This is a genomic window from Vibrio hangzhouensis (assembly GCF_900107935.1).
Lineage (GTDB): Bacteria > Pseudomonadota > Gammaproteobacteria > Enterobacterales > Vibrionaceae > Vibrio > Vibrio hangzhouensis.
Genome location: NZ_FNVG01000049.1, coordinates 1 through 11955, shown reverse-complemented (window position 1 = coordinate 11955; position 11955 = coordinate 1). Strand labels below are relative to the sequence as shown.

At 47.4% G+C, this 11955-nt stretch carries 14 protein-coding genes and 3 tRNA genes; 13 read left to right on the top strand and 4 right to left on the bottom strand.

The features are described 5' to 3' along the window. The first annotated feature begins 4 nt into the window (after positions 1-4). The 3 genes from C4S60_RS23065 to C4S60_RS23055 all read left to right on the top strand — a co-directional run bounded on the left by C4S60_RS23065 (position 5) and on the right by C4S60_RS23055 (position 285). Positions 5-80, top strand: a tRNA-Asn gene (locus C4S60_RS23065). A 33-nt stretch (positions 81-113) separates the two neighbouring features. Next, positions 114-189, top strand: a tRNA-Thr gene (locus tag C4S60_RS23060). Between the two features lie 20 nt (positions 190-209). Further along, positions 210-285, top strand: a tRNA-Asn gene (locus C4S60_RS23055). Positions 286-459: 174 nt separating this feature from the next. Here the strand turns inward: C4S60_RS23055 and C4S60_RS23050 are convergent. Both C4S60_RS23050 and C4S60_RS23045 read right to left on the bottom strand, forming a co-directional pair. After that, positions 460-1569 carry a PilT/PilU family type 4a pilus ATPase gene (locus tag C4S60_RS23050; protein ID WP_103882843.1) on the bottom strand — a complete coding sequence of 370 codons (1110 nt, stop codon included), beginning with the start codon at positions 1567-1569 and terminating at the stop codon, positions 460-462. 9 nt (positions 1570-1578) lie between these two features. Continuing rightward, positions 1579-2619 carry a type IV pilus twitching motility protein PilT gene (locus C4S60_RS23045; protein ID WP_103882841.1) on the bottom strand — a complete coding sequence of 347 codons (1041 nt, stop codon included), beginning with the start codon at positions 2617-2619 and terminating at the stop codon, positions 1579-1581. Positions 2620-2644: 25 nt separating this feature from the next. On the opposite strand from C4S60_RS23045, the gene C4S60_RS23040 reads away from it, so the two are divergent. Genes C4S60_RS23040 through hemW form a run of 7 tightly spaced genes read left to right on the top strand, consistent with a single transcriptional unit; the run spans position 2645 to position 7335 of the window. Then, positions 2645-3355: a YggS family pyridoxal phosphate-dependent enzyme gene (locus C4S60_RS23040; RefSeq protein WP_103882839.1), complete on the top strand. Its 711-nt coding sequence runs from the start codon at positions 2645-2647 to the stop codon at positions 3353-3355. 45 nt (positions 3356-3400) lie between these two features. Continuing rightward, positions 3401-4219 carry a pyrroline-5-carboxylate reductase gene (proC, locus tag C4S60_RS23035; RefSeq protein WP_103882837.1) on the top strand — a complete coding sequence of 273 codons (819 nt, stop codon included), beginning with the start codon at positions 3401-3403 and terminating at the stop codon, positions 4217-4219. 30 nt (positions 4220-4249) lie between these two features. After that, the gene (locus tag C4S60_RS23030) at positions 4250-4807 is read left to right on the top strand and encodes a YggT family protein (RefSeq protein ID WP_103882836.1); all 558 of its coding nucleotides are present in this window, start codon (positions 4250-4252) and stop codon (positions 4805-4807) included. Then, positions 4807-5094, top strand: a complete 288-nt coding sequence (gene yggU / locus C4S60_RS23025; RefSeq protein ID WP_103882834.1) for a DUF167 family protein YggU — start codon at positions 4807-4809, stop codon at positions 5092-5094. Before C4S60_RS23030 ends, yggU begins: the two co-directional genes overlap by 1 nt. Positions 5095-5118: 24 nt before the next feature. Continuing rightward, entirely contained in the window at positions 5119-5550 is a 432-nt protein-coding gene (locus C4S60_RS23020) for a DUF4426 domain-containing protein (protein WP_103882832.1), read from the top strand. Positions 5551-5565: 15 nt separating this feature from the next. Further along, complete coding sequence (rdgB, locus tag C4S60_RS23015) at positions 5566-6168, top strand: RdgB/HAM1 family non-canonical purine NTP pyrophosphatase (protein ID WP_103882830.1); 603 nt, start codon at positions 5566-5568, stop codon at positions 6166-6168. A gap of 3 nt (positions 6169-6171) precedes the next feature. After that, complete coding sequence (gene hemW, locus C4S60_RS23010; RefSeq protein ID WP_103882828.1) at positions 6172-7335, top strand: radical SAM family heme chaperone HemW; 1164 nt, start codon at positions 6172-6174, stop codon at positions 7333-7335. A 27-nt stretch (positions 7336-7362) separates the two neighbouring features. On the opposite strand, the gene glsB is transcribed toward hemW, so the two are convergent. Continuing rightward, the gene (gene glsB / locus C4S60_RS23005) at positions 7363-8283 is read right to left on the bottom strand and encodes a glutaminase B (RefSeq protein WP_103882826.1); all 921 of its coding nucleotides are present in this window, start codon (positions 8281-8283) and stop codon (positions 7363-7365) included. 85 nt (positions 8284-8368) lie between these two features. After that, on the bottom strand, positions 8369-9088 hold the full coding sequence (gene trmB / locus C4S60_RS23000) for a tRNA (guanosine(46)-N7)-methyltransferase TrmB (RefSeq protein ID WP_103882824.1): 720 nt from the start codon (positions 9086-9088) through the stop codon (positions 8369-8371). A gap of 141 nt (positions 9089-9229) precedes the next feature. Between trmB and mutY the strand changes: the two genes are divergently transcribed. From mutY to mltC, 3 genes are read left to right on the top strand one after another with little or no spacing between them, the layout of a single operon-like run. Beyond that, complete coding sequence (gene mutY / locus C4S60_RS22995; RefSeq protein WP_425275155.1) at positions 9230-10288, top strand: A/G-specific adenine glycosylase; 1059 nt, start codon at positions 9230-9232, stop codon at positions 10286-10288. Between the two features lie 14 nt (positions 10289-10302). Next, positions 10303-10575, top strand: a complete 273-nt coding sequence (locus tag C4S60_RS22990) for an oxidative damage protection protein (RefSeq protein WP_103882822.1) — start codon at positions 10303-10305, stop codon at positions 10573-10575. Between the two features lie 54 nt (positions 10576-10629). Further along, entirely contained in the window at positions 10630-11763 is a 1134-nt protein-coding gene (gene mltC, locus C4S60_RS22985) for a membrane-bound lytic murein transglycosylase MltC (protein ID WP_103882845.1), read from the top strand. Positions 11764-11955 lie beyond the last annotated feature (192 nt).

Sequence of the window (11955 nt, the reverse complement as noted above, 5' to 3'; positions counted from 1 at the left end):
TAATTCCCCCTTAGTTCAGTTGGTAGAACGGCGGACTGTTAATCCGTATGTCGCAGGTTCGAGTCCCGCAGGGGGAGCCACTTTTAAAAGTAAGCGATAAGCTTGCTTTAAGTGCCGACTTAGCTCAGTAGGTAGAGCAACTGACTTGTAATCAGTAGGTCACCAGTTCGATTCCGGTAGTCGGCACCACTTTATTACTGAAAAGTAATTCCCCCTTAGTTCAGTTGGTAGAACGGCGGACTGTTAATCCGTATGTCGCAGGTTCGAGTCCCGCAGGGGGAGCCACTTAAAAGAAAGCCGCATCGAAAGATGCGGCTTTTTTGCATTTTATACTCCCAAGCTTTGTAAGCTTGATGTCACAGTACACGTCGCCCAAATCCGGTCGATCGCGTTCTAGTCCTGCAGAGGGAACACGGCCACGGGTTCCTTATCGTGCTCCCGCCCCCTAAAGATAGATTGTTAACTCATATCAATCTTGATATGGCTGAGTCTTGAGTTTTGACCGTCTTCACCGCCTTTTAGCTTGAGCATCAGTCGCAAATCATTCTGTGAGTCGGCACTATGTAGCGCATCTTCCTGATTGATTTTGTCTGCTACGACTAACTCGTAAAGGGCTTGATCAAACGTCTGCATTCCCATCTCTTTGCTTTTTGCCATCGCGCCTTTGATTTCATGCAACTCGCCTCTGCGAATAAGCTCACTCACCCTTGGGCTATTAAGCAGTACTTCAAAGACGCCGTGTCGTCCCCGGCCTTGCTTATCTCGAATTAATTGCTGCCCGACAATTCCTTTCAAATTGGACGATAAGTCGAACAGAAATTGCTCTTTGCGGTCTTTAGGGGCCAGGTGAAGAATACGCTCTAATGCCTGACTGGCATTATTGGCATGAAGCGTCGCAATACAAAGATGGCCGGTTTCTGCAAATGCCATTGCGTACTCCATGGTTTCTGTGGTGCGTATCTCGCCAATAAGAATCATATCCGGAGCCTGGCGCAATGAGTTTTTAAGCGCGATTTCGTAGCTTTCGGTATCGAGACCGACTTCGCGCTGAGTGACGATGCATTTGTCGTGTTCATGAACGAACTCGATCGGATCTTCTACTGTCAGGATATGCCCACTACGGTGCTGATTTCTATATCCAGTCATCGCTGCCATGGTTGTTGACTTACCTGATCCTGTAGCCCCGACAATCAACACCAGACCACGTTTGGCAATGGCGAGGTTTTGGAGAACATCCGGTAAAGACAGGTCCTCGAAACTCGGAATTTGAGTTTCAATGCGACGAATTACTGCACCTGGCATTTCTCTTTGGTAGAAAGCACTGACGCGAAAGCGCCCGTACGGTTTGACAATAGCGAAGTTCGCTTCTTTAGTTGTCACAAACTCAGAGTATTTTGACTCATCCATTACGGTTGTCAGCAGGGTCGTGATGTCATCTTCTGCCAATGGATTATCTTTGGCCTTGAGATCGCCGTCCACCCGAAAAAGAAGGGGCGCGCCCACGGTCAAGTAAAGATCGGAAGCTTTAACGCTGAGCATATGATTTAAAATCGCGTCGATGTCATTCATAACGGACCTCTACTGAAACAACAAGTTGGTTTGCTCAATCTTCTTAGTGACTTCGTCAAGTTCCACCAAACCTTGGGAGAGCAGGCGTTTAGAGTGTTGTTCCATAGTTTGCATACCACTGGCGGCACCTGTCTGAATAATGGAATACATTTGCGCGACTTTGTCTTCTCGAATCAGATTGCGGATTGCCGGTGTAGCAATCATGATTTCATGGCAGGCAATACGTCCTCCTCCTACTCGCTTGAGTAGCGTCTGCGCGATCACACCTCGCAGCGATTCAGAGAGCATGGAGCGAACCATTTCCTTATCCTGACCCGGAAAGACATCAATGATACGGTCTATGGTTTTAGCCGCTGAGCTGGTATGTAAAGTGCCAAACACCAGATGACCTGTTTCCGCTGCGGTCAGGGCAAGGGAGATCGTTTCCTGATCTCTAAGCTCGCCAACCAGGATTACATCAGGATCCTCGCGAAGGGCAGAGCGAAGTGCGGCTTGAAAACTGTGCGTGTCTCTGTGAACTTCGCGTTGGTTTATCAGACATTTTTTATTCTGGTGGACAAATTCAATAGGATCTTCAATCGTTAAAATGTGTTTATTCTGATGCTGGTTGATATAGTCGACCATCGCGGCAAGAGTGGTTGATTTACCCGAACCCGTTGGTCCCGTGACTAAGATAAGCCCTCGCTCCAGATTGGCCAGCTCTGCAAACTTTTCCGGCGCATCAATTTGCTCCAGCGTAGGAATGCGGGTTGGGATAGTACGGAAAACTGCCGAGCAACCTCGGGACTGATTGAAGGCATTGACACGAAATCGCCCTAGATCTGGCACCTCAAAGGAAAAATCAATTTCCAGATGTTCCTCGAACTCACTTCTTTGCTTGTCACTCATGATGTCAAAGATTAGTTTTATGACTTCAGAGTGCTCCAGAGCTGGTATACCAAGCTTTCTTACTTCTCCGTCGATTCGGACCATAGGAGGAACGCCGGCGGAAAGGTGTAGATCTGAAGCGTTATGCTTTACACTAAAGTCTAGTAACTCGGTGATATCCATTCATTTTCCTTATAATTTGAAAGCCATGACTAGTATTCAACAAAATTTAGAACTAATCACGTCCCAAATTGCTCAAGCCGAGCAAAAGTGCGGGAGAGCGCAAGGTGACGTGCAATTACTTGCGGTAAGCAAAACCAAGCCTATTGAGGCTATTTTGGAAGCCTGTGATGCCGGGCAGCGTTTGTTTGGAGAAAACTATGTTCAGGAAGGTGTCTCGAAAGTCGATCATTTCAATGAGCAGCATGCCGATCTTGATATAGAATGGCACTTTATTGGCCCTATTCAGTCCAACAAGACTCGCCCGGTTGCCGAGCGTTTTGATTGGGTTCATACCGTGGACAGGGCGAAAATTGCGCAGCGTCTTAATGACCAGCGTCCAGAAACTATGCCACCCCTTCAGGTGCTAATTCAGATAAATACCAGTGGTGAATTATCCAAGTCTGGCATTGATAGTGAGCAAGTTTTCGAATTGGCGCAATTGATTTCTTCATTGCCAAACCTCACGTTAAGGGGAGTAATGTCGATTCCCGAGAACGTGAGCAACTACGAATCACAACTGAGAGCATTTCAGGAACTTGCGCAGGTAAAAGCTCAGCTGGCAGCTCGTTACCCTACAGTGGATACCTTGTCTATGGGAATGAGTGGGGACATGACTGCGGCGATTGAAGCAGGTAGTACGATCGTGCGTATCGGTACGGCAATTTTTGGCGCCAGGGATTACAGCAACAGAGCGTAATAACTATTGTTGTATTGCTCGCGATTTCTTACTTAGGAAAGGTTAATGGAACAAAGAAAAATCGCCTTTATTGGGGCGGGTAACATGACTCGCTCTATTGTCGCTGGCCTGGTGGGCAGTGGCTATGATCCAAAATGCATCATTGCAGCAAACCCGAGTACGGGTAAGCTCGATGATTTGCAACAGGCATACGGGATAGACACCACGACCGATAACCTAAAGGCAGCCAGCCAGGCTGATGTGGTTGTGCTAGCGGTCAAACCGCAAATGATGGAACAGGTGGCAAAACCACTTCAGGACGTGGACTACTCGGGTAAGTTGGTCATTTCTATTGCAGCAGGGATTTCTGTCGCGCGCTTACAGCAGATGTTCAATTGTGCGTTAAATCTGATTCGAGTAATGCCCAATACTCCCTCGCTGGTTGGTGAAGGGATGAGTGGTCTGTTCGCATCTGAAAATACGCCGCAAGTCGATAAGGTGTTTGCGGGCTCACTGATGCAAGCAGTGGGTAAGGTGTGTTGGGTTGAGCAGGAATCTGGAATCAATGATGTTATTGCTGCGGCTGGTAGTGCACCCGCATATTTCTTCCTGTTTATGGAGGCAATTCAGCAGCAGGCAATAGAGAGTGGCTTTGATAGCGAAACTGCGAGATTACTGGTTCAGCAGACGGCATTAGGAGCGGCTAAAATGGTCGCAGAAAATCCGCAAACCGATTTAGCCACGTTGCGCCAGCAGGTGACTTCGAAAGGAGGGACGACAGCCGAAGCGGTTCGTACCTTTGAAGAGAGCGATATTCGTGGCATTGTAGCCAAAGCGATGCAAGCGGCAGTGACGCGCGCAGAAGAGATGGAAAAACTGTTTTAACCCAATAATGATAACTCGTAAGGGCTAGTTATGAATTCAATGAGTTTTTTGATATCGACCTTGTTCGATCTTTATATCATGGTCGTTATTTTGCGCATCTGGCTGCAAGCCGCACGTGCAGATTTCTATAATCCGTTTTCACAGTTTATTGTGAAGGCGACACAACCAGTCGTGGCGCCTTTAAGACGAATGATACCGTCGCTCGGAAGTATCGATATGGCAACCTTGCTGTTCGCTTATGTACTGTGTGTCGCTAAGTATGTGGTGTTGGTTCTGATTGCCTCAGGTGGCAACTTTAGTTTCGGCGTAGATTTCCTTTTCCTTGGGCTGCTGTCATTGATTAAAGCGGCTGGCGGTTTGTTGTTCTGGGTGCTATTGATTCGCGCTATTCTCAGTTGGGTTAGTCAAGGTCGTAGCCCGATAGAATACGTATTCCATCAACTGACTGAACCTATGCTGTCACCGATCCGTCGAATCATTCCGGCTATGGGTGGTTTTGATCTGAGCGTGCTGGTGTTATTTATTGCCCTGCAGTTCGCCAACTTCCTGATGGGTGACCTTGTTGGTCCAATCTGGTATCGACTCTGATGGCAGCCATCAAACTGGATGGGGGTGACCTTATCTTGCGAGTCTACGTACAACCTAAGGCGAGTCGTGACAAGCTGGTGGGCGAACATGGAGATGAGTTTAAGGTTGCGATAACCGCGCCTCCGGTTGATGGAAAAGCGAACGCTCATTTGAGTAAGTACCTTGCCAAGCAATTTAAAGTTGCGAAAGGACAGGTACTGATTGAAAAAGGGGAGCTGGGGAGACATAAGCAAATACGTATCGTGTGTCCCTGTGTGGTCCCAAAGGAATTTCAGGCCCTCTTATGAGGGCTTTTTTGAAGGAGAGGAACAATGAAAAAGTGGTTACTGTTGGTCTCAGCCTTACTGTTAACGGGGGTTGTTCAGGCCGGTCAATTTAAGACCATCAAAGATGCAGAAATTCATTATGTGGTGTTTAATTCAACGTTTATGACACCGCAAGTTGCGCGCAGTTATGGATTAAAGCGTAACGAGTTCATCGCCACTGTGAATGTCAGTGTGCTCGATCGTGCCAGTGCTGGCAAACCAGCTTTGCAGGTAGGGATTAAGGGTGAAGCCAAAAACCTAATTGGACAGACGAAAACACTCGAGTTTAGAGAAATCAAAGAAGGAGATGCGATATACTATCTGGCTCAATTTCCTATCGTGAATGAAGAACTGTATAAATTTACGATAGATGTTGATGCAGGAAATAAAGGTCGCGGTCCAATTTCCTTCAGTCAAAAGCTGTATGTCGAACAATAAGTCTGAGAGAGAGTCATGAACAAAAAAATCGTCCTGGCAACAGGAAACCAAGGTAAAGTAGGAGAGATGGCCGATCTGCTGTCGGAGTTTGGTTTCGACGTGCATGCACAAAGTGAGTTTGCTGTCTCAGAGGTGGCTGAAACGGGGACGACGTTCATTGAGAATGCCATCATTAAAGCCAGACACGCTGCGAAAGAAACGGGCTTTGCGGCGATTGCTGATGACTCTGGTTTAGAGGTCGATTACCTGAAAGGTGCTCCTGGCATCTACTCAGCGAGATACTACGGTGAAGGTGCGACTGACAAACTTAACTTAGAAAAAGTACTCACAGAAATGCAAGACGTGCCAGAAGAGTTAAGAACGGCGCGTTTTCACTGCGTCTTAGTGTTGATGCGTCATGAGAACGACCCAACGCCATTAGTTTGTCATGGTAAGTGGGAAGGGCGAATTTTGCCTGAAGCAGCTGGTGACAACGGCTTTGGTTACGACCCTATTTTCTTTGTTCCTGAAGAAGGTTGTGCTTCTGCAGAGCTGGACCCTGTGCGTAAGAAACAGCTTTCTCACCGAGGTAAGGCGTTGAAGGAACTTTTCGCTACTATCAAGGCTCAAGGTCTTTAAGCGATGTCCACTCTATCTGCAATAACACCGCCACCACTTAGCCTGTACATTCATATTCCATGGTGTGTACAAAAGTGCCCTTACTGTGATTTTAACTCTCATGCGCAAAAAGGAGAGATACCACAGCAGGCATACATTACTGCGCTTCTTGAGGATCTAGACGCTGATATCGCTCGCTATCAACTTGTGGATGATGAGCGTCCGCTGCACTCGATCTTCATTGGCGGCGGTACGCCAAGCTTGATTGCTCCCGAATTGATTCAGGAGTTGTTGGATGGAGTCAGACAGCGCATCCCATTTCGTGATGATATCGAAATCACCATGGAAGCCAACCCTGGGACAATTGAGGCTGAGAGATTCAAACGCTATCAAACAGGCGGCGTGACTCGTATCTCTATAGGGGTTCAGAGCTTCCAACAACAAAAGCTCGAGCGCTTAGGTCGTATTCATGGGAAAAGTGAAGCGATCAATGCTGCAAAGTTGGCTCATACCATCGGTTTAAACAGCTTTAATCTAGATTTGATGCACGGCCTTCCGGAGCAATCAGTGACGGATGCACTCAGTGACTTGCAGCAAGCCATTGACCTTGCCCCGCCGCACCTTTCTTGGTATCAGCTAACCATTGAGCCGAACACCTTGTTCTACTCGAAACCACCGACGTTGCCAGACGATGACGACCTTTGGGATATTTATGAGCAAGGCCATAAGATGCTTGAAGAAGCAGGCTATCAGCAATATGAGATTTCAGGCTACAGCAAGCCAGGTTATCAATGTCAGCATAATCTGAATTACTGGCGATTTGGAGACTACCTCGGGATTGGATGTGGCGCGCACGGCAAACTGAGTTTTGCCGATGGTCGTATTGTGCGAACGACTAAAGTTAAGCACCCGAGAGGTTATCTCAATATGCTTAAGCCTTATTTAGACTCGGAGACCGAAGTAGAGGCGCAAGATAGACCGTTTGAGTTCTTTATGAATCGCTTTCGGTTACTTGAAGCGTGTCCTCGAATCGAGTTTGCGCAAAGAACGGGCCTGTCTGAGGCGGCGATTAGCGATAAACTCAATTGGGCCAAAGAAAAAGGCTACATTCATGAGTCAGATGTGGAATGGCAACTGACGGATAAAGGGCGTCTGTTCCTCAACGATCTACTGGAAGGCTTTATGTAACGAGGGAGGCACTAGCCTCCCTTTTCGTTAAAAGATCGAGCGACCAATCCGTTCCGATAACATCTCTAACGCTCTGGTACCTGCTAGCGAGTTTCCTGACTTATCCAGTTCTGGAGACCATACCGCAATGGTCATTTCTCCCGGGACGATAGCAACGATACCACCACCCACACCGGATTTGCCCGGCATCCCTACCCGGTAGGCAAACTCGCCTGCCCCATCATAAAGCCCACAAGTTGCCAGTAAAGCATTAAGCTGTTTGGTTTGTGTTGGCGTGATAATTTGCTTTTTGGTGTGTACCGACTGGCCTTTGTTCGCGAGGTAGCTGAAAGTTTTCGCCAAATCGACACAACTCATTTTCAAAGCACAGGCATGGAAATAGTTATTGAGTACTGGAATTACCTCATTATTGAAATTGCCAAACGAGCGCATGAGGTAGGCGATCGCTGCATTGCGGTCACTGTGCATCATTTCAGACGCTGCCACCACTTTATCGTAGACAATATGACTGTCACCAGAAAGGCCGCGCACGAATTCCAATAAACGCTGTCTTGGCGCCGATAAGCGGCTTTGCAGCAAATCTGCGACGACTATCGCTCCGGCGTTGATAAACGGATTTCGCGGTATCCCGTGCTCCATTTCAAGCTGAATCAGGGAGTTAAACGCCTGGCCAGAGGGCTCCTTGCCGACTCGTTGCCAGATCTCTTCCGGTTTATAGAGCATCATCGCCAGGGTCAGGCTGAGCGCTTTTGATATTGACTGAATGGAGAACGCTTCATCTGCGTCACCGGCCGTAATCACCTCGCCGTCATTAGTATAAACCGCAATGCCCAGTTTGCTGTTGGCAACGTTTGCCAAGGCAGGAATGTAGTCTGCAACCTTACCCTGACCAATCAGAGGTTTAACTTCACTAATAATCGTAGAAAGAATTTGTTTTGTTGGTTTCATGGTTATAGTTCTCCCAACGTGAGCGCTAAAAAAAGCCAACGAGAGGTTGGCTTTTCATGTTCAGTCGTTCCGGTAGTCACTGCATCTATGCAGTGCGGCGGAACTTGATATCCCAAACGCCATGGCCCAGTCTGTGGCCACGTGCTTCAAACTTGGTAAGGGGGCGCTCTTCCGGACGAGGAACAAAGTCGCCTTCTGTCGCAATGTTCTCAAACCCTGGTGCCTGGTTCATGATTTCAATCATGTGTTCAGCGTAGTTTTCCCAGTCTGTGGCCATGTGGAAAATGCCTGAGTCAGGGATCAACTTAGTTCTGACCATCTCGGCAAAATCCAGTTGTACGATACGACGCTTGTGGTGGCGTTTTTTATGCCACGGGTCCGGGAAGAACAGTTGCAGTGTGCTCAGGCTGCTTTCGGGAATCATGTTAGCAAACACTTCCACCGCATCGTGGCACATAACACGCAGGTTAGTGACACCTGCATCACGTGCTGAAGAAAGACAAGCACCGACACCCGGGCTGTGTACTTCGATACCGATAAAGTTTTTTTCTGGTGCATTCTTGGCCATTTCTACCAATGACGCTCCCATACCGAAACCGATCTCAAGCACAACAGGGTTGCTGTTACCAAACACCTGTTCCCAGTCGAGTAGTGACTCTTGATAATCAATACCCATCGTTGGCCAGCACTCTTCCATCGCCGCTTCTTGGCCTTTTGTCAGACGTCCTTCACGACGAACAAAACTGCGAACTTTGCGAATCAGTTTGCCATCTTCTGTGTATTCGTTAGTAGTCACTTCACTCATTGGTTTAGCCTGTTCATTCAATAATCAGAGCGGGAATTATCCAAAGAATTTGCTCGCAAGCAAGCATTATTGGATCAGAATGTCTTCAAGTTTTACTTCTGTTACTAAGTGTGGTGCAATTTCCGGCAAATTATAAGACAGATGAGAGACATTGTGACGCCTTTTGCACGCTCAATATTGGACTGGTACGACAAATACGGACGTAAGCAGTTACCCTGGCAGCAGGATAAGACCGCCTACAAAGTTTGGTTATCGGAAATCATGCTTCAGCAAACCCAGGTCGCTACGGTGATACCGTACTTTGAGCGATTTCTGGACCATTTCCCCACAGTAGAGTCACTTGCCAGTGCGCCTCAGGATGAAGTCTTACATTTATGGACTGGACTGGGGTACTACGCCAGAGCCCGCAACCTGCATAAGGCGGCGAAGGTTGTCGTAGAGCAATATGGCGGTGAGTTTCCATTGTCTCTTGAGGAAATGAATGCATTACCGGGAGTGGGGCGTTCCACAGCCGCCGCCGTGTTGTCATCGGTCCATAAACTGCCCCATGCGATACTTGATGGCAATGTAAAGCGCACACTTGCTCGCAGCTTTGCTGTTGAAGGTTGGCCGGGGCAAAAAAAAGTCGAAAACCAACTGTGGCAAATTGCCGAGCAACACACACCATCGGAAGATCCAGATAAGTACAATCAAGCGATGATGGATATGGGGGCGATGGTTTGCACCAGGAGTCGACCTAAATGCATACTGTGCCCAGTAGAAAGCTTGTGTGTCGCTAATAAGCAAGGCAATACACTTGATTACCCGGGAAAGAAACCCAAGAAAACCAAACCTGAAAAAGAAACTTGGTTTGTGATTTTAAAACATAAAGATGAACTCTGGCTGGCTCAAAGGCCGCAAACGGGAATTTGGGGAGGGCTTTTTTGCTTCCCCGAAAGCGCAACGGCGGATATTACGCAAACTCTGGAGGCTCAGGGGGTTCTGGAGTCCATGATTGTGTCACGACAAACAGACATCGCTTTTCGCCACACCTTTAGCCACTATCACCTTGATATTACGCCAATCGTTGTGACGCTGAATACGCTTCCTACGATGGTTATGGAAGACTCGAAGGGTCTTTGGTATAACATATCTAATCCAGAAAAGGTGGGATTGGCTGCACCAGTAAAACAGTTGATCGACACCTTACAACGACACTAATTGAGGATAACATTATGAGCCGTATAGTTTTTTGTGCTCGTCTACAAAAAGAAGCGGAAGGGTTGGACTTCCAACTGTACCCGGGTGAGTTGGGTAAGCGCATCTTCGACAACATCTCTAAAGAGGCATGGGCACTTTGGCAAGCAAAGCAAACGATGCTTATTAATGAGAAGAAGCTGAACATGATGGATCCTGAGCATCGTAAACTGATTGAGACCGAGATGGTCAATTTCCTGTTTGAAGGGAAAGACGTTGTCATTGACGGCTACACGCCACCGTCTGAGTAATCTACAAGGAAAAAATCAAGCACCACCTCTGGGTGGTGTTTTTTAATGTTGTCTATGAAAAAGCTAATCTACTTTCTGGTGCCGCTGTTGCTGGTGGGTTGCAGTCGAGAATTTATCGAAAAAATCTATGACGTCAACTACGAGCCGACGAACCGATTTGCTAAAAATCTGGCGGAGCTGCCGGGTCAGTACATTAAAGATACCAAAGCCCTGGACGCGCTTATCAGTAGCTTTAATGGAAATATCGAGAAGCGTTGGGGCAGTCGTGAAATTAAGGTTGCAGGTAAGAGCAACTATGTCAAATACATAGACAATTACTTGAGCCGTGCTGAGGTTAACTTCAGCACCGGTATGATTACCATCGAAACCGTGTCCCCGACTGAGCCTGAGAAGCATCTTAAAACCGCGATTATGACCACCTTACTGACACCGGATGACCCCTCCAGTGTCGACCTGTTTTCTTCTAAAGGGATTACCCTTGAAGGACAGCCGTTTCTGTACAATCAGGTCGTAGATCAGGATAAAAAACCGATTCAGTGGTCATGGCGTGCTAATCGCTTTGCTGATTACCTGATTGCTAATAAGCTCAAAACCAAGAATGTGGATTACAAAAAGGCCTATTATGTTGAAATCCCCATGGTGGCAGATCACTTTGAGCAACGTAGTTATCAGTATGCCGATATTGTTCGTCGAGCGTCACAGCGTTATGACATCCCCGAAGATTTGATTTACGCCATTATCAAAACGGAGAGTAGCTTTAACCCTTATGCGGTGAGTTGGGCTAATGCTTACGGTCTGATGCAGGTGGTACCTAAAACGGCAGGACGAGACGTGTTTAAGCTAGTCAAGAACAAGCCGGGAGAACCTACACCAGAGTATCTGTTTAATCCGGAGCAAAACATCGATACCGGAACGGCGTATTTCTATATCCTGAAAAACCGTTATCTCAAGAGTGTGAGACACCCCTTGTCGCTGGAGTACAGTATGATCTCGGCGTATAACGGTGGAACCGGGGGCGTGCTCAATACTTTCCATAAAGACAGAAAGCGGGCTATGAATGACCTTAATTCATTGCAGCCTAATCAGGTTTACTGGGCCTTGACCAAGAAACACCCCAATGCTGAGGCGCGCCGTTATCTGGAGAAAGTCACTAAATTCAAAAAAGATTTTAACGCCGGAAGAGGTTAATCGGCTGCAAATTGGATGAATTGAATACGATTCGTTGAAAAATGCAGCGCTTGAGCGCTTTTTTGAAGTTTTTTTCAAAAAAGCGTTGACGGGAGGGCCGAAAATCCGTTTAATAGCGCTCCGTTGCCCGGATAGCTCAGTCGGTAGAGCAGAGGATTGAAAATCCTCGTGTCGGTGGTTCGATTCCGCCTC